The organism is Pseudomonas phytophila, from assembly GCF_025643095.1.
Lineage (GTDB): Bacteria > Pseudomonadota > Gammaproteobacteria > Pseudomonadales > Pseudomonadaceae > Aquipseudomonas > Aquipseudomonas quasicaspiana.
In genome coordinates this window covers 4,069,897-4,087,150 of the sequence record NZ_CP081201.1, presented here as the reverse complement: position 1 = coordinate 4,087,150, position 17,254 = coordinate 4,069,897, and the positions used below count along the sequence as shown (strand labels likewise).

The 17,254-nt window shown below is 57.8% G+C and carries 14 protein-coding genes; 8 read left to right on the top strand and 6 right to left on the bottom strand.

The features are described from left to right. Nucleotides 1-234 precede the first annotated feature (234 nt). From pstS to pstB, 4 genes are all read left to right on the top strand, one after another. Nucleotides 235-1,260, top strand: a complete 1,026-nt coding sequence (gene pstS, locus K3169_RS18385) for a phosphate ABC transporter substrate-binding protein PstS (RefSeq protein WP_099269981.1) — start codon at nt 235-237, stop codon at nt 1,258-1,260. A 70-nt stretch (nt 1,261-1,330) separates the two neighbouring features. Then, complete coding sequence (gene pstC / locus K3169_RS18380) at nt 1,331-2,326, top strand: phosphate ABC transporter permease subunit PstC (RefSeq protein WP_263267340.1); 996 nt, start codon at nt 1,331-1,333, stop codon at nt 2,324-2,326. After that, nucleotides 2,323-3,207 carry a phosphate ABC transporter permease PstA gene (pstA, locus tag K3169_RS18375; protein WP_255880227.1) on the top strand — a complete coding sequence of 295 codons (885 nt, stop codon included), beginning with the start codon at nt 2,323-2,325 and terminating at the stop codon, nt 3,205-3,207. The genes pstC and pstA overlap by 4 nt, the downstream gene beginning before the upstream one ends. Further along, the gene (gene pstB / locus K3169_RS18370) at nt 3,207-3,986 is read left to right on the top strand and encodes a phosphate ABC transporter ATP-binding protein PstB (RefSeq protein ID WP_027900520.1); all 780 of its coding nucleotides are present in this window, start codon (nt 3,207-3,209) and stop codon (nt 3,984-3,986) included. The genes pstA and pstB overlap by 1 nt, the downstream gene beginning before the upstream one ends. A gap of 10 nt (nt 3,987-3,996) precedes the next feature. Here pstB and K3169_RS18365 read toward each other — a convergent pair whose 3' ends face one another. Next, on the bottom strand, nt 3,997-4,923 hold the full coding sequence (locus K3169_RS18365; protein WP_263267339.1) for a LysR family transcriptional regulator: 927 nt from the start codon (nt 4,921-4,923) through the stop codon (nt 3,997-3,999). Nucleotides 4,924-5,860: 937 nt separating this feature from the next. Here K3169_RS18365 and K3169_RS18360 point away from each other — a divergent pair. Continuing rightward, a complete protein-coding gene (locus K3169_RS18360) occupies nt 5,861-6,661 on the top strand; it encodes a glucose 1-dehydrogenase (protein WP_263267338.1) in 801 nt (266 codons plus the stop codon). Then, nucleotides 6,654-8,480, top strand: a complete 1,827-nt coding sequence (locus K3169_RS18355) for a glycoside hydrolase family 15 protein (protein ID WP_263267337.1) — start codon at nt 6,654-6,656, stop codon at nt 8,478-8,480. Before K3169_RS18360 ends, K3169_RS18355 begins: the two co-directional genes overlap by 8 nt. 337 nt (nt 8,481-8,817) lie before the next feature. On the opposite strand, the gene K3169_RS18350 is transcribed toward K3169_RS18355, so the two are convergent. Genes K3169_RS18350 through K3169_RS18330 form a run of 5 tightly spaced genes read right to left on the bottom strand, consistent with a single transcriptional unit; the run spans nt 8,818 to nt 14,763 of the window. Beyond that, a complete protein-coding gene (locus K3169_RS18350) occupies nt 8,818-10,251 on the bottom strand; it encodes a glycosyltransferase family 39 protein (RefSeq protein WP_263267336.1) in 1,434 nt (477 codons plus the stop codon). Nucleotides 10,252-10,266: 15 nt separating this feature from the next. Further along, complete coding sequence (locus tag K3169_RS18345; RefSeq protein ID WP_263267335.1) at nt 10,267-11,253, bottom strand: YbhN family protein; 987 nt, start codon at nt 11,251-11,253, stop codon at nt 10,267-10,269. Next, nucleotides 11,250-11,990: an SDR family oxidoreductase gene (locus K3169_RS18340; protein WP_099269975.1), complete on the bottom strand. Its 741-nt coding sequence runs from the start codon at nt 11,988-11,990 to the stop codon at nt 11,250-11,252. The genes K3169_RS18345 and K3169_RS18340 overlap by 4 nt, the downstream gene beginning before the upstream one ends. Next, on the bottom strand, nt 11,987-13,303 hold the full coding sequence (locus K3169_RS18335) for an FAD-dependent oxidoreductase (RefSeq protein WP_231677838.1): 1,317 nt from the start codon (nt 13,301-13,303) through the stop codon (nt 11,987-11,989). Before K3169_RS18335 ends, K3169_RS18340 begins: the two co-directional genes overlap by 4 nt. After that, nucleotides 13,300-14,763 (bottom strand): UbiA family prenyltransferase, encoded by a 1,464-nt coding sequence (locus K3169_RS18330; RefSeq protein WP_263267334.1) that lies wholly within the window; start codon nt 14,761-14,763, stop codon nt 13,300-13,302. Before K3169_RS18330 ends, K3169_RS18335 begins: the two co-directional genes overlap by 4 nt. Nucleotides 14,764-15,275: 512 nt before the next feature. On the opposite strand from K3169_RS18330, the gene norR reads away from it, so the two are divergent. Continuing rightward, entirely contained in the window at nt 15,276-16,832 is a 1,557-nt protein-coding gene (gene norR, locus K3169_RS18325) for a nitric oxide reductase transcriptional regulator NorR (RefSeq protein ID WP_263267333.1), read from the top strand. Between the two features lie 158 nt (nt 16,833-16,990). After that, the gene (locus tag K3169_RS18320; RefSeq protein WP_027900221.1) at nt 16,991-17,215 is read left to right on the top strand and encodes a DUF6555 family protein; all 225 of its coding nucleotides are present in this window, start codon (nt 16,991-16,993) and stop codon (nt 17,213-17,215) included. The last annotated feature ends 39 nt before the right edge of the window (nt 17,216-17,254 follow it).

The window sequence follows — 17,254 nt, the reverse complement described above, 5'->3', positions numbered from 1 at the left end:
TGGTGGCGTAGAGCTAGTAGCGGGGCAGGTATGCCTTGAAAACCCTTGAACCCTTGATTTTATTGCGCGAAACCCCCGTTCTCAGGGTTTTCGTTGTAAGCCCAAACCTACATAAAAGGTCTTTGGATGACACAACTCGACTGATTGTCATGAAACCGCAACATTCAGAGGATTAAATCCGCATCGGGCCTTCCCATGGACGGGCCACCAAATTTCCCTTGTTGAGGTATCGCCGTGATTCTGCTGACTAAAAAACGCTTGTCGGTTCTGCTCGCTTCGATGTGCCTGAGTGGTATGGCTCATGCGGTAGACGTAACAGGCGCTGGTTCGAGTTTCGTCTTCCCGGTTATCTCCGCGTGGTCGCAGAATTACAGCAAGTCTGCCGACAACCGCATCAACTACCAGTCGATCGGTTCCGGCGGCGGTATCGCTCAAATCAAGGCCGCGACCGTTGACTTCGGCGCATCCGATGCTCCTCTGTCTGCCGAAGACCTTGAGAAAGGCGGCTTGGGTCAATTCCCGAGCGTGATCGGCGGTATCGTGCCAATCATCAACGTTGAAGGCATCGAGCCAGGCCAGCTGAAACTGGACGGCCCGGTACTGGCCAAAATCTTCATGGGTGAAATCAAGAAGTGGAACGATCCAGCCATCGTTGCCTTGAACCCTGAGCTGAAAGACAAGCTGAAAGACCAGGCCATCACCGTTGTTCACCGTTCGGACGGTTCGGGTACTTCTTACAACTTCACCAACTACTTGAGCAAAGTCAGCCCGGAGTGGAACGAGAAGCTGAAGTTCGGTTCGACCGTTCAATGGCCAGCCGGTGTAGGTGGCAAGGGTAGCGAAGGCGTTTCTGCCTACGTGAAGCAGATCAAAGGTTCGATCGGCTACGTTGAGCACTCCTACGCTGAAACCAACAAACTGTCTTACACCCAGTTGAAGAATGCCGCTGGCAAGTTCATCAAGCCAGACGCCAAAGCCTTCGCTGCCGCAGCTGACACTGCCGACTGGAACAGCGTTAAAGACTTCAACCTGATCATGACCAACGCCCCGGGTGAAACCGCTTGGCCGATCACCGCGACGACCTGGATCATCATGTACAAGAAAGCCAAGAACGCAGAGCAAAGCGCTGCTGCTTTTGACTTCTTCAAGTGGTCCCTGGAAAACGGTCAGAAACAAGCTGAAGACCTGTCCTACGTAGCACTGCCGAAAGCCTTGGTCACCAAGGTTGAGGACTACTGGAAAACCGAGTTCACCAAGTAATTCGACGTTTCTCCGGCTCACCCCTGTCATCGTGAAGCGATGACAGGGTTTCTTTGCGAGTGGACCCAAGATGACTGAAAACACCCAATATTTGTCCGCTGCGATCCCTGCTTCCGTCTCCGAGGGTGAGCGCCGAGCGGCTCGCGATCAGCGTCATGATCGCTGGTTCAAGCGCACCATGGGCGGTGCTGCAATGCTGGTTCTGGCATTGCTCGGCTGTATCGCACTTTCGACCTTGTGGGGCGGCAGCCTTGCATTCCAGACGTTCGGTTTTGGCTTTCTGACCAGCACCGAGTGGAACGTGGTCGATGGCAAGTTTGGCGCACTGGTGCCGATCTACGGTACTTTGGTGACCTCCTTTCTGGCTTTGCTGATCGCCGTTCCGGTGAGCTTCGGCATCGCGATTTTCCTGACTGAAGTAGCGCCGCCCTGGTTGCGCCTGCCGATCTCTTCGGCTATCGAACTGCTGGCGGGTATTCCTTCGATCATCTACGGCATGTGGGGCCTGTTCGTATTCGGTCCTTACATGGCTGAACATATCGCACCGTGGATCAATGAGAACCTGGGCGAACTGCCCTTTATCGGCCCGATGTTCCAAGGGCCGCCATTGGGTATCGGCATGCTCACCGCCGGCATCGTGCTGGCGATCATGATCACGCCGTTCATTACCTCGGTCATGGTCGAAGTCTTCAAAAGTGTACCTACCACCCTTAAAGAGTCCGCGTACGCGTTGGGCGGCACTACCTGGGAAGTGGTCTGGGACATCGTTCTGCCCTACACCCGTTCCGCGGTAGTCGGCGGCATCTTCCTCGGGCTCGGTCGCGCACTGGGTGAAACCATGGCAGTGACGTTCGTGTTGGGTAACTCCCACCAGTTCTCGGCGTCGCTGATGATGCCAAGCAGTTCGATTGCTTCGGTGATCGCCAACGAGTTCAACGAGGCATACACCGACCTGCATCGCTCGTCGCTGATTGCCCTGGGCTTCCTGCTGTTCGTAGTGACCTTCATCGTGCTGGCCCTGGCCCGCATGATGCTGTCGCGTCTGTCCCGCAAGGAGGGGTTATGAGTAAGGATGTGACTGGCAACGAGAGCCTGTATCGGGTTCGCGACCTCAAGAACAAGGCTGCCATGGTTCTCAGTTGCGCTGCGACGGCCTTCGGCCTGTTGTGGCTGGTGTGGATCCTGCTGACCACCATCATCAACGGTGTGGATGCCTTGAACTTTCGACTGTTCAGCGGCATGACACCGCCGCCGGGTGTTGAAGGCGGTCTGGCCAACGCCTTTTACGGCAGCGTGCTGATGTCCGGTATCGGCCTGTTGATCGGTACGCCGATTGGCCTGATGGCTGGCGTCTGGCTGGCTGAGTTCGCCCGCTATTCGAAACTGGGCAACGCGGTACGCTTCGTCAACGACATTCTGTTGTCTGCACCGTCGATCGTCCTGGGTCTGTTTGTGTACACCGCGGTGATCCTGCCACTCAATGAGTGGACCGATCACAAAGTGGGCTTCTCGGCGATTGCCGGTGCGCTGGCCCTGGCGTTGTTGGTGATCCCGGTGGTGGTTCGCACCACTGATGAAATGCTTCAACTGCAGCCATCAACCATGCGCGAAGCCGCGCTGGCCCTGGGTGTTCCGCAATGGAAACTGACCCTGCAGATCGTACTGCGTGCCGCCAAGGCCGGTGTGGTAACAGGCGTCCTGCTGGCGCTGGCCCGTATCACCGGCGAAACCGCGCCGCTGTTGTTCACCGCATTTGGCAACCAGTTCTGGAGCAGCGATCTGCTCAAGCCGATGGCCAGCGTACCGGTCGTGGTGTTCCAGTACGCCATGAGCCCATTTGACGATTGGCACTCTCTGGCCTGGGCAGGCGCCCTGGTTATGACACTGTTCGTGCTGGTCCTCAGCCTCGCTTCCCGCTTAATTCTTTTGCGCAATAGGGCGTCTTGATGAATAACCTTTCCCTTGCCAATGAAAAAACCAAGATTCAAGTTCGTGGTCTGGAGTTTTTCTACAACGAACAGAAGTCGCTGAAATCCATCGACATGATCATCCCGGAAAAGCGCATCACCGCGATCATTGGTCCGTCGGGTTGCGGCAAGTCGACCCTGCTGCGCGTGTTCAACCGTATCTACGCGATGTACCCGAAGCAGGAAGCGAAAGGTGAAGTGCTGCTCAACGGCGAGAACATCCTGGCGCCGGGCTACTCGATGAACCGCCTGCGCAGCCACGTGGGCATGGTGTTCCAGAAGCCTGTGCCGTTCCCGATGTCGATCTACGACAACATCTCCTACGCCATCAAACACCACGAAAAGCTGTCGCGTCGGGAAATGGAAGATCGCGTGGAAGAGGCACTGCGCGGTGCGGCGTTGTGGGACGAAGTCAAAGACAAACTCAACAAGAGCGCCACCGGGTTGTCCGGTGGTCAGCAGCAGCGTCTGTGCATCGCCCGCACCATCGCGCTGCGTCCGCAAGTGTTGTTGCTCGATGAGCCGACTTCAGCCCTCGACCCGATTTCCACTGGCCGTATCGAGCAACTGATTACTGAACTCAAAGAGCAATTCACGGTAATCATCGTGACTCACAACATGCAGCAGGCGGCACGTTGCTCGGACTACACCGCTTTCATGTTCATGGGTGAACTGATCGAGCACGGCGACACCGACACCATCTTCACCAAGCCTTCGAAAAGCCAGACTGAAGACTACATTACCGGCCGTTTCGGCTGATTTTCCCTGCTCAAGGAATCGGGGAGACCCTGTCGCGGTCTCCCATGAACTCTTCCAGTCGATTGCGCAGCCAGCGCTCAGCCGGGTCGGTGTCCATGACGCTCAACCAGGTCATGGACAGCTCCAGATTAGGCGTGATGAAGGGCAGGGGTTCGCCATACAGCCTGCCGGTATTGATCATTGCCTGAGTCAGGTGATCCGGAAGATTGCACAGCAAATCGGTGCCCGCCATCAGCGCGGGCAGCGTGCTGTATTGCGGAACGGACAGCACGGCATGCCGCTTGCGGCCAATGGCATCGAGCCATTCATCGGCGAAGCTGCTGATATTGGCCACATGCGACACCACCACATGCGGGCGTGAGCAGTACTCGTCCAGTGTCATGGGTGTTGCCGACTGGTCGGCACGTACCACCATCGGCTGTATCGACCGCAGCAGTTTGCGTTTGGCATTGGCAGGCAGTTCTCGTGTCAGGCACACGCCAACGGTCACTTCACCGGACATGAGCAGTTCCGAGATATTCCAGTAGTTGACCTGTTTGATGACGAGTACAACGCCGGGTGCTTCTTCACGAATCGCACGTAGCAGGGCGGGCATCAGGCTGTATTCGACGTCATCCGAAAGGCCGATTCGAAAGGTCATGTCGCTGCTTGCCGGATCGAACTCCCGGGTCAGGCTCAGGGCCACGGACATGGCGTCCAGCGCGGGCGACAGGTGGTGGATGATCTCTTGTGCTCTGGCGGTGGGTTCCATGCGATGGCCGACGCGTATGAACAGCGGATCATTGAACAGTGCCCGCAACCGGTTGAGGGCGGCGCTGATCGTTGGTTGGCCGAGGAAGAGTTTTTCGGCAGCGCGAGTGACGTTGCGCTCTTGCATCAAGGTTTCGAAAACCACCATCAGGTTGATGTCGGCCTTGCGCAGTTCGTTTCGATTCATTGGGCTGGCGATCCGGGAGGGCTTTTAGCGTTGTGGGGTCAAGCTATCAGTTACAGGTTGTAACGCTCAAGCTGCTTGTTGGGTTTGGGTTTAGTGTTGATACCGGGTTGGGGTGTATATCCGTTATTGCGGTTGCTGCTGATATTGGTTGCGCTTTTACAGCGCCTCACTTTTGAGAAGCGCAAAAGTAAGCAAAACGCTCTTGCCCCACCACTGGGTCCCTCGCTGGCGCTCGGCATGCCCGTAATCCGACATTGCTGCGTGGGGTCGCCGCCACCGGCCATCCATGGCCTGAGGCGGCTAAACCGGCATCCCTGCCGGTTTGCCCCACGCAGCAATATCGAATTCCGGCCGGCGTGGTTTGACGGGGCGCTTAAGATCAAAATCAAAAGCAGAGCAGATCAAAAGCAGAGCGAGAACGGGGGGTATCGCCTCGGACCGGTAGGAGCGAACTTGTTCGCGAGACGTCACCACGAACCAACACATTCGTCGTCTGACACACCGCATCGCAGCCTTCGGCAGCTCCTACAAAAGCCCGGAAAGTTCACAAATCAGGTCGGCTGTCAGGCCGCCGCGCTTTTGATATTGATCTGAGGCGCCCCGTTAAACCACGCTGGCCGAACGCAGATCCTGAAGCGTGGGGCGCCCTTGAGTTGAAGAGGGGCAGGACGCCGGGTTAGCCGCATTGGGCCATGGATGGCCCGTTGCGGCGGCCCACGGTTCAGGATCTGCGGGCGGGTACACCGAGCGACAGCGAGGTGCCGAGTGGTGGGGTAAAGGCCTTTTGGTTACTTTTGGGCCCCAAAAGTGACGCGCTGTAAGAGCGCAACCAATATCAGCCATAACCGCGATAACGGATATGTACACAATTCCCGCACTGAACTTCAACGAAGCCCCACCGGTCAGCTTTACATGCTGATCAAGAGGGCTCGAATCCATGCATATCTCACTGGAACACCAAGTCGCATTGGTCACCGGAGCCAGTTCCGGCCTCGGCGCAGGGGCTGCCAAAGCGTTGGCAGCGGCGGGGGCGGCAGTCGTCGTCAACTACAACTCCCAGGCAGAACCCGCTGAAAAACTTGCGGAACAAATCATCGCCGCAGGTGGCAAAGCCATCGCCATTGGCGCTGACGTATCGAAGGAAGACGACGTCGAGCGCCTGTTCGCCCAAACCATTGAACACTTCGGCCGCCTCGACATCCTGCTGGCCAATTCCGGGCTGCAAAAAGACGCCTCCATCGTCGACATGACCCTCGCAGACTGGAACAAAGTCATCGACGTTAACCTCACCGGACAATTCCTCTGCGCACGTGCCGCGCTGCGACAGTTCATCAAGCAAGGCATGCGTCCCGACGTGTCCCGCGCCATGGGCAAGATCATTCACATGAGCTCGGTGCACCAGTTGATTCCCTGGGCAGGCCACGCCAATTACGCGGCTTCCAAAGGTGGTGTCGATCTGCTGATGCGCAGCATTGCTCAGGAAGTGGGGGAGCAACGCATCCGCGTCAACAGCATTGCACCCGGCGCGATTCGCACCGCGATCAACGAAGAAGCCATGGCGGGCGACAAAGAAGACAAACTTCTGAAACTCATCCCCTATGGCCGGGTCGGTGAAGCCGAAGACGTAGGCAACGCAGTGGTTTGGCTGGCCTCGGACCTGTCTGACTACGTGCATGGCACCACCTTGTTTATCGACGGCGGCATGAGCCTGTATCCGGAGTTTCGAGACAATGGCTGACTTCCCGGAAGAACCGCAAAACGCAATTGAAAACCACGGGATTATCGGTGACATGCGTAGCGCCGCATTGGTGGCCGATACGGGTAGCATCGACTTTTGTTGTTGGCCGGATTTCGACAGCCCGTCGATCTTCAGTGCGCTGCTGGACACCAACAAAGCCGGTATCTTCAAGCTGGCACCGGATCTGCCCAATGCGCGTCGTCAGCAGATTTACCTGCCCGAGACCAACGTGCTGCAGACCCGCTGGATCGACGAAGACGCTGTGGTGGAAGTTACTGATCTGATGCCGATTGGCGACAATGTCGATGACTTGCCGCGTGTTGTACGCCGCGTCGAGCTGCGCTTTGGTGCGGCGACCATTCGCATGCAGTGCCGGGTACGAATGGATTACAGCCGCGCCGAAACGGTGGCGAAGCTGGACGGCAAGGATGTCTGCTTCGAGGCTTCCGGTCAGCCGGGCATGCGCCTTTCAGCGAATGTGCCGATGCAGATCAGTGAGCAGGCAGCCACTGCCGAGTTCACCCTGAAGAAGGGCGAGTTTGTTGAATTCATTCTCGGCGGTATTGACGATCCTCAGGTCAGCGCCGGGCAATGCCAGCAATATTTCACAGACACTCTGGCGTTCTGGCGGCGCTGGAGTAATCAGTCGTCTTACCGCGGCCGCTGGCAGGAAATGGTCAACCGCTCGGCGCTGGCCCTCAAGCTGCTCACCTCGCGCAAGCACGGCGGCATTGTGGCTGCGGCGACGTATGGCCTGCCGGAAACGCCGGGCGGCGAGCGCAACTGGGATTATCGCTACAGCTGGATTCGTGATGCCTCTTTCACGGTGTACGCCTTCATGCGATTGGGTCACACCGATGAAGCCAACGACTTCATGCGCTGGGTCCGCGGTCGTCTGGGGGACTGTGTCGAGGAGTCGAACAAACTCGGCATCCTTTACAGCCTCGACGGCCGAGAAGAATTGCCTGAAGAGCATCTTGATCATTTCACGGGCTATGGCGGCGCGTTGCCGGTACGTATCGGCAACGAGGCGTACAAACAGACTCAGTTGGACATCTACGGCGAGCTGATGGATGCCGTGTACCTGGCCAATAAATATGGCGAAGCGATCTCTTACGAAGGGTGGAAACATGCGACCCGGCAGGTGGATTATGTCTGCGAGCACTGGCGCGACAAGGATGTCGGGATCTGGGAAATGCGCGGTGACGATCAGCATTTTCTGCATTCCCGATTGATGTGCTGGGTGGCGCTGGATCGCGCATTGCGTCTGGCGTTCAAGCGTTCGTTGCCCGCGCCTTTTGATCGTTGGGACAAGGAGCGTCAAGCCATCCATGACGACATCTGGAATAACTTCTGGGACGCCGACCTAGGCCACTTCGTGCAGCACAAAGGCAGCCGCAACCTGGATGCATCGATGTTACTCATGCCATTGGTGCGTTTCGTCGGGGCCAGCGATCCGCGCTGGCTGGCGACCCTCGATGCTATTGAAGCCACCCTGGTACGCGATGGCATGGTTTATCGCTATCGCAACGACGATGACCATGACGACGGGTTGGCGGGTGAAGAGGGTGCATTTACCGCGTGCTCGTTCTGGTACGTGGAATGTCTGGCCCGCGCCGGGCGTGTGGAACAGGCGCATCTTGAGTTTGAGCAACTGCTGCGCTATGCCAATCCTGTGGGACTCTACGCCGAAGAGTTCGACACCCATGGGCACCATCTGGGTAACACCCCGCAGGCTTTGAGTCACCTGGCATTGATCAGCGCGGCGAGCTTCCTGGATCGCAAGCTCGATGGTGCCAAAACGCTTTGGCAGCCTTGATGGTCGCGATCCAGAAAATGGAATGCTTTCCCCTGTGGGAGCGGTGCTTGCCCGCGATAGGAGCACCGCAATTCTCACATGGACCGCATCCAGCCTTATCGCGGTGTATCAGGCATACCGCGTTATCGTTCTTCGCGGGCAAGCACCGCTCCCACAGGCGATCGCGCTATTCCGTAGGACCGGCCGGGCGGCGTTCCGCTTTAGCCGGGAGGGCTTTGGGACATTCACTACATATTCTTCTTCAGAAATACCGCTCTCCCGGCTAAAGCCGGTCCTACGGGATTGCAAGCAAACATAGAATCTCCCACATGAAAAATCGCATTCCAACTTAATATATTCACCGACTCTGCAACGCATACCCCACCACAGCATCTTCCAGCAGGAAGCGCTCACCGATCATTGCGCAGTAGCTCATTCGGGTGAGGAATGCGCCGTGGCCCGTGAGGAACACATTGATGTCCTTCACTTCCTCACACATTTCCAGCGTACGGCCTTGCAATGCGCCGCTGGCCTGAGCCGAGCGAAGGGCGCCCATGGGGGTCCAGTCGGCGATGATCAGGGCACCCGGCGGGGCGGTTTTTTCATACGCGCGAACGAACTGTTCAGCTGAACGATCCGGCAGATAGGGCGCCATGAAGTAGTGGATGTCGTCACGGAACGGGAGCGATTCACCGTGCACCGGCAAACGGATAATGCCCGTCGCGTACAGCGAGTAAACCAGCAAAATAGCGAACGGCGAGCTGAGCACTGAGAGGTGCAGCGCCGGTTGCCGACTGCAATCGGTCGACAGCAGGTGGCTTAGCCTTATCACGCCAAGGATGCACAGCAGCGCTACGCCAGGCAGAAAAAACGTGAAGCGATCAGTGACGTTGTAAGACACGGCGAAAACAAAATTCAGCGCTGCTGCACACCACAGCAGACGCAAGCGGTTGTCCCTGGGAAACAGAATCAGCCCCAGCAACTGAGGGCCTATCAGCGATAACAGCAGAATGAACACCGAGTTCTTTTCGTGCCACATGTCATCGAAGCGGAACAGACTGCCTTCCCAGTTGGGCGTTTGCGCACGTACTGAAGAACCCGTCAGGTAGCGGTGGGCAATGTCGATCAGGCTCATGCCCGATTGCAGGTCGTGGGTAATCGCCGGGAACGCTACTGAAAAACCGAGGATGAAACCCGGAAGGGTTACCCAGGTGCGCAGCTTGTGCTGATAGAGCAACTGCAAGTAGAGGGGCAGCAAAACCACGAAAGTCAGTTGATGGACAGCCGCGCCGAGGCCGGTCAGCAGGCCGATGATCAGCAATTTGCCGAGGTCACCAAAGCGTGACTTCTGATTCAGATGAACCTGATAGGCCAGCAACACGAACAGCGAATGGAGGATGTAGACCTCAGCCTTGGTCGATACCCAGAAAACCCCGTGAGCCAGAATGGTTGCTGCGGCTGCCAACAGGCCTTGGCGCTGACTGGCGCCCACATTCACTGCCAGTGAGTAAATGATCCACGCCAGCGGCAGCAGCAGAATGGAATTGAGCAGGCTCAACAAGTGAGGTCCGAACAGATCGAATACCAGGGTGTTGATGAACTGGTAGAGCGGATGATCCAGCGGTCCGAGGGACTGACTGAAGTAATGTCCCTGAGAAGCTTCGGCGAGAAATACGCCATTGTCCATCCACTGGATCGGACCGCTTGAGGCGAAAAAACTGGCAGCTATGGCCCCACCGAGCAATAACAACGCAACTGCATTCGAAGACTGACGTTGACTTCCCTGAACCATCGAGTAGCTCCTCTGCTAATCCGGGGTTGGTTGTTCGATTGAGGTGCGGTCCTGCGCATTGGCCTCCTTTAGCTGCAGCAGCATCACGGCACCAATAGCTACGGCAAACCATAAGGTCGCGAGGCGGATCAGCACGGTGGCGGCAATCGCGTCTGCGCTGGACATGCCTTTCCAGACCAGCAGGCCGACCATCACTGCTTCGGCACCGCCCAGTCCGCCGGGCATGAAACTGATCGCCCCGGCGAGCATGGCCAGTGCATAAACGAACACCGCGAAGGTCAGCTCGATGTCGGCACCCATCCAGTTGAGGATCCAGTGAAACGCCAGCGCTTCAGCGCTCCAGGCCACGACGCTAATGGACGTCACGCCCAGCAGCAGGTCCAGGCGATGGCAGCGCTGTGCCGCCAGCAGCACGTCGAGCAAATGGCGACCAAGACCGAGCAGTTTTCCGCCTCCCGCAGGTATCGCGGCAGCGATTCTTTCCAGTAGACGACGCTGGGAAAGCACCAGCAAGCCGATCCCCACCAGCACCATTCCCACCACAATCATGGGGCGTGAGTCCGGGTACAGCGACAGGCCAAACAGGGTCAGCAGCACCACCGCAAACAGGTCCGACAAACGCTCACTGAAAAACGCCGCGAAGCTTTGCGGCCAGGGCACGCCCCAACGTTTGAGCAATACGCCGCGCAGCGCTTCACCGGCTTTGCCCGGTGTGGTCGTCAGGGCAAAGCCTGCCAGATAAATTTTCAGGCTGGGCCGCCACGGAACAGGATGGCCGAGTACGTTCAGGTAGGTCTGCCAGCGCAAAAAGCGCAGGCCATAGTTGGCGACGGACATCAGCAACGCGATGGCAATGCCGATCAAACCCACTTCGCCCACCGCCTTGCTGACCGCTTCCCAGCCGCCCCACAGGGAAAACCCCAGGTAACCCAGCGCGGAAAACACCACCGAAAGCACCACCGCGCGATAACGCCAGCCCGAGAGCAACAGCGCTTCGTTCACAGGTTCAGCCTCTTGAACAACGGCTGCGGGATCGAGCGAATGACCAACATGATCAGTGCCCAGAAGCCTGGCGTATAAAGGGTCGGTGCCTTGCGGGCGATCCCGGAGACGATGCGCTCCGCCACCTGTTGCGGCTGCGCCAGGAGGGCGGCGGGCAGCGACAGGCCCTGTGTCATGGGCGTATCGACAAATCCCGGTTTGATGGTCAAGACGTGCACGCCGACCTTGAACAGGCGGGCCTGCAAACCTTCGCTGAACGTGGACACGGCTGCCTTGGCCGAACCGTACAGGTAATTGGAAGGCCGGCCGCGATCACCTGCGACCGACGAGATGACGGCCAGACTGCCGCATCGCTGGGTTTCGAACTGATTGGCCAGCAAGGTCAGCAAGGCGATGACCGAGGTACCGTTATTGGCGAACTCCTGCAACGCGACACGGACATCCTGCTCGCAGACCTTTTGATCGGGCAGGGTGCCGTGGGCGATCAATGCGACATCAATTTGCCCCAGCGCCAGCAAACAACTGTGCAGCATGGCTGGATGGGCTGCGATATCCGTCGCGTCCATCTCGTGCAGGCTGATCGCTCTGGCGCCACGACCCTTGAGGTCGGCGGCGGTCTGTTCCAGCTTGTCGCCGTTACGTGCCACCAGAAAGAACTCGCTGCCTTCACTGGCCCACAGTCGCGCGCAGGCGGTGGCGATGGCCGAGGTAGCGCCGATGATCAACACTCGTTTCATAAAATCACTCGTTTCCAGAAGCGCGACATCAGGGAGGGATCGCGCAGTGCTTCCAGTTGCTCCCAGGCGGGGTATGCCTGGCGGAAATCACTGCCGCTCATATGCGCATCCTTGGCCGGATAAAGGCGACCGCCCGCGGCCCGGACAATGGCGTCCAGACGCGGGAACAGGACGTGCTGCAAATCACTGCTGTTGGGGAAGTCCAGCGCCAGCGAGGTGCCGGGCAGGGGAAACGACAGCAGGCCGGGCGAGGCGATATCGCCGCAGCGCTTGAGCACTGCGAGAAAAGACCCCTGACCTGATTCAGCGATAGCCCCGAGCAGCTCGGCCATCGCGGCTTCGGCGCTGGTGTCGGGAATCACGCATTGGTACTGCTGAAAACCCTGGCGGCCGTAAATGCGGTTCCAGTGCAGGATGCGATCCAGCGGGTAAAAGAATGGCTCATAGGCGCTGCGTTTTGCGGTGCGCTTGCCTGGATGCGCGCGCCAGTAAAGCGAGTTGAACGCCCGAAGCGACACGTTATTGATCAGCGATACGGGCGGTGTCAGGGGCATTTTCAGGCGGCTGCCGCGCTCGACCTCAAGCGAGCCGTAGTGCGCATGATCACCGACAATGAACACGCCTCGGCCGGTATCGGCACCTTTGGCCAGGCAGTCGACCCACGCCACGCTGTATTCGTGTTGGTGATCCAGTTCGGCGCTAAGGCTGAAAAATTCGGCCAGGTTGGCAAAGCGCACCACCGTGCTGTCGATCTGGCTGGACCGTATGCGCATCAGTTGCAGGTCGGCCCAGTTGATCACGCCGGTTAGTCCCAGACCGCCAATACTGGCGGCGAACAGTTCGGTATTTTCCACCGGCGAACATATTCGCGCCGTCTCGCCGTGGCGCAGCAGACCGAAGCGCAAGACGTGGTTGCCGAAGGTGCCACGCAGATGATGGTTCTTGCCGTGCACGTCATTGGCGATGGCACCGCCAACCGTGGCGAACTGAGTGCCTGGCGTCACGGGCAAAAACCAGCCATTAGGGATTGCCGCAGCGAGGATCTCGGCCAGGGTGACGCCTGCTTCCACGCGGATTGTGCCAGTGTTCCAGTCGGCACGAATGAACCGGTCCAGCGCGCGCATGTGCAGCACTTGATCACTGGCTGCCAGGCAACTGTCACCATAGCTGCGCCCGTTACCGTAAGGCAGGCTGGTCTGGTGCCGTTCAATGACGTTGCGCATGTGGTCAGTGAGGCCGTCGATCCACGGACAGGCATGTCCGTGCTGCGCCGTTTGCGGGTAGCGGCCCCAGGAATACAAGGGTTCAGTCATGCGGCAATCCAGAACACAAGGACGAAGAGGGCGCCGATCACCTGACTCATGCGGTCGCGAATCGCAAACACCACCGGGTCATCGTTCATCAGGCCGCGATGGGTGAGCATCCAGACCCGGGTGATCCAGAACAGCAGCAACGGGCAGGTCAGCCAGATCACATGGGGGTGGCCGTACATCGCGACCGTTGAGCCTTCGTGGATGTAGAGCGCCAGAACCATTACTGCCAGATGGCCGGAGGACGCACCCAGTGCGGCGATCATGTCCAGGTCACCGGGGTAGTAACCGCGGCCCCGCGCCTTGTCCATCAGGTCCTTGGCCCGGGCTTCGCGCAGCTCGGCGTAGCGCTTGACCAACGCCAGGCTAAGGAACATGAACATCGAAAAAGCCAGGATCCAGAAGGTCAGAGGCAGGCTGAAGGCGGCAGCACCGGCGAGGATGCGGGCGGTGTAAAGCATCGCGAGAACGATTACGTCCAGCACCATCTGCCGCTTCAGGCTCAGCGAGTAGGCCAGGGTCAACCCGTAATAAGCCGCAAGGACGGCCGAGAACTGCCAGGGCAACAGCAGGCCGGACCCGACAAATGCGCCGATCAACAACACGGGAACAATGATCAACCCGGACTTGATCGACAGCTTGCCGCTGGCGAACGGGCGCTTGCGTTTGCTCTGATGATGACGGTCATCAGCCAGGTCCAGCAGGTCATTGAGCACGTAGACGCTGGAGGCACACAGGCCGAAAAACAGAAAGGCCAGGACACCGTTCAGAAGAAGGTCTGCTCTGCCAAACTGATGCGCCGCGAGCAGGGGAACGAAGATCAGCGCGTTCTTCATCCACTGGTGCATGCGCAACGCTTTGCGCCAGTCGCGCAGGCTTGAGGTATTGGAATGGATGACGTTTTTGACGTTGCCTTGCGCCTTGGCTTTTTTCTCCACCCCCGATAAAGGATTGACCACGATGGCTTCGCGGGCTGCATCCCAGATGGGCAGATCGTCCATGGAGTTGCCGAGGTAATCGAAACCGTTCTGACCGTAATGGCCCACCAACAGATCACGCTTGGTGTGAGCTGACAGGTTGCGGTCGGCGTTGGAGGCGACCACCAGATCGAACAACTGCAAGTGTTCGGCGATGCGTTTTGCCAGGCTGTCGTGGCTGGCAGTGGCCAGAACGATCATCCGCCCGGCAGCCCGCTCTGCTTCGATCAACTCGATCACTTGCGGGTCGTAGGGCAATACCGTCACGTCAATCTGGGTATTCAGCGCCAAACCTTCTTTAAGCGCCGCTTTACCCTTTAACAACCATCCGAACAGTTTAAAGATTTTCAGCGGATGACTTCGAACGAATGTCATCGCGGTTTCCATCAACAAGTCGGACTGCAATAACGTGCCGTCGAGATCGACAACTAAGGGGAGGAAAGTTTGGGGAGTCGTTTGTTGAACTCTTCCCTGAATTCTGGCCATGTCGGTGCACTCCTGCCGGGGGTGAGCGCACTATGAAACGGAAGAGCGATTTCGCCACCTCAATAAAACTAAACAGGTGTGTTTATATCGCCAGTGGGCTGGCGTCAGAAACTACCCTGAGTTTGTAATGCTTGATAGATAGAGGCGGTGTTTCATCCGGATTACAACTTGTTGGATGTTCCCTCCTCGGAATAGATCCCGTTATTCCGACCGCAGTTCACCGTGTGGTAGTCGCTTGACGAGCTTTGGCCTGCAACCCGGAACCGTAGGACCGGCTTTAGCCGGGAGGGCTTTATATCTGACGAACAATACTGGGCGAATGTACCGGCCCCCTCCCGGCTAAAGCCAGTCCTACGAAAACCACCCCTTGAGTCAGTGAATTACATTTATTTGACAAGGGCTTTACGAGGTTACAGGCCTGTGCATTTGCTCGACAGTCGCCGAAGTGCCACTGTCTATTCCATGCGCCCGCGAGTCATAATGACCACGTTTTTAGTCGATGGAACGCCGTCATGATGAGCAATCCGCTGTTACGTGCCCTTGTGCCGCTGGTGGCAGACCTGAGCCGTGAGCTGCCCGACGAGGAGCGCTATCGACGCCTTTTGAGTGCATTGCGCGAACTCTTGCCATGCGACGCGGTGGCCTTGCTCAAATTTGAAGACGATGTATTGATCCCTCTGGCGGTTGAAGGCCTGAGTGCAGACACCCTTGGACGGCGCTTTCGGGTTCAGGAGCATCCACGGCTGAAGATCCTGCTGGAAAACCCCGGACCGACGCGTTTCTCCATGGACTGCAGCTTGCCCGACCCCTATGACGGATTGGTCGATGGTCATGATGGCCAGCTTGAGGTTCACGATTGCCTGGGGTGCCCGCTTTATTTTCAGGGTAAGCCATGGGGGCTGATTACCCTCGATTCTCTGGAGTCGTCGAGTTTCGCACAGGTCGATATGGATAACCTCGAAGCCTTCGCCAGCCTGGCCGCCGCGACGGTGATCGCCAGTGAACGAATCAACCAGTTGGCAAAAGGATTCGAAGACCAACGGCAACTGGCTGAGGTGTATAAACGTGCCGCCGGTGGGCGCGGGCCTCGCGAGTTGATTGGCCAGAGTGCGGTCCACAAGCGACTGCTCCAGGAAATCCAGTTAGTGGGCAATAGCCCATTGTCGGTGCTGATCACGGGCGAGACCGGCGTCGGCAAGGAACTGGTCGCTGAGGCCATACACCTGGGTTCGCCTCGTGCGCACAAACCGCTCATCAGCCTCAACTGTGCGGCGCTGCCGGAAACGTTGGTGGAGAGCGAACTCTTCGGCCATGTCAAAGGGGCGTTTTCCGGGGCAGTAAGCGGGCGCAGCGGCAAGTTTGAACTGGCCGATAACGGGACTATCTTTCTCGATGAAGTCGGCGAGTTGCCGTTGTCTGTGCAATCCAAGTTGCTGCGTGTATTGCAGAGCGGGCAGGTGCAGCGGGTTGGTTCTGATCAGGAGCATCATGTGGATGTGCGGATCATCGCCGCCACTAATCGTGATCTTGCCGAAGAAGTGCGCGCCGGTCGCTTTCGAGCCGACCTGTACCATCGGTTGAGCGTCTATCCACTATTGGTTCCGCCATTGCGCGAGCGTGGTCGCGATGTCCTGTTGCTGGCGGGTTACTTCCTTGAAGAAAACCGTGCCCGTATGGGCCTGCGCAGTTTGCGTCTCAGCACTGAGGCGCAGAGGCTGCTGCTGGGGTATCACTGGCCAGGTAACGTGCGGGAGCTGGAGCATTTAATCAGTCGTGCAGTGCTCAAGTCGCTTTCGTCGAGTGCCGGGCGACCGCGTATTCTCACCCTGGAAGCGCAAGCTTTGGGGCTGGAAAACGAAGCCATTAGTGTGAGCACAAATCTACAAGAAGATATGCCTTCACTCCCGCAGACCGGGGCTACATTGAAAGTGGCGATGGACGCTTATCAGAAACACTTGATTGAACTGGCGCTGTTACGCCACGACGGCAAATGGGCCCAAGTGGCCCGGGAAATGGGTATTGATCGCGCGAACTTGAGCCGATTGGCCAGACGTCTGGGTATTCGCTAATCACTTTTTTGGCGTCAGATCAAGCGCATGAGCACATCAAATGGTGTAAAGCCGGACGAACTGTTATTGGTCGCGATTTGTGAAAAAAGAGTGAATTTTTTGGAAAGTCGGGAGGTCCTCTATTGCACTAAGCAAACCAACAAGGAGGCGCTGCCTGGATGTCACAGTACAAACATTACAGAATCGATTATTTGCTAAACGGCGCGTTCAAGTCTTTCTACATCAGTGCTGAGCACATGGATAATTCCGAAGCATGGCATCATGCCAGTGTTGATGCAGGGATTGCACGTATCCCCAAATATCGAACCGAAAAAGTACCTCGCGTTTCCAAGCCTTACGCGGAACACTTCGGTATTACTAACGTGGAATGGCTGCAAAGTTGAAGACCCTGGCCGGCGTTGTCTGATCGACACGCCGGCCCG

Bases quoted from the DNA above. Each gene is read 5' to 3' on its own strand.
- K3169_RS18355 (WP_263267337.1), top strand. From the start codon at position 6,654: ATGGCTGACTTCCCGGAAGAACCGCAAAACGCAATTGAAAACCACGGG.
- K3169_RS18335 (WP_231677838.1), bottom strand. From the start codon at position 13,303: ATGACTGAACCCTTGTATTCCTGGGGCCGCTACCCGCAAACGGCGCAG.
- K3169_RS18365 (WP_263267339.1), bottom strand. From the start codon at position 4,923: ATGAATCGAAACGAACTGCGCAAGGCCGACATCAACCTGATGGTGGTT.
- K3169_RS18340 (WP_099269975.1), bottom strand. From the start codon at position 11,990: ATGAAACGAGTGTTGATCATCGGCGCTACCTCGGCCATCGCCACCGCC.
- pstC (WP_263267340.1), top strand. From the start codon at position 1,331: ATGACTGAAAACACCCAATATTTGTCCGCTGCGATCCCTGCTTCCGTC.
- pstB (WP_027900520.1), top strand. From the start codon at position 3,207: ATGAATAACCTTTCCCTTGCCAATGAAAAAACCAAGATTCAAGTTCGT.
- K3169_RS18330 (WP_263267334.1), bottom strand. From the start codon at position 14,763: ATGGCCAGAATTCAGGGAAGAGTTCAACAAACGACTCCCCAAACTTTC.
- norR (WP_263267333.1), top strand. From the start codon at position 15,276: ATGATGAGCAATCCGCTGTTACGTGCCCTTGTGCCGCTGGTGGCAGAC.
- K3169_RS18350 (WP_263267336.1), bottom strand. From the start codon at position 10,251: ATGGTTCAGGGAAGTCAACGTCAGTCTTCGAATGCAGTTGCGTTGTTA.
- K3169_RS18360 (WP_263267338.1), top strand. From the start codon at position 5,861: ATGCATATCTCACTGGAACACCAAGTCGCATTGGTCACCGGAGCCAGT.
- pstA (WP_255880227.1), top strand. From the start codon at position 2,323: ATGAGTAAGGATGTGACTGGCAACGAGAGCCTGTATCGGGTTCGCGAC.
- K3169_RS18320 (WP_027900221.1), top strand. From the start codon at position 16,991: ATGTCACAGTACAAACATTACAGAATCGATTATTTGCTAAACGGCGCG.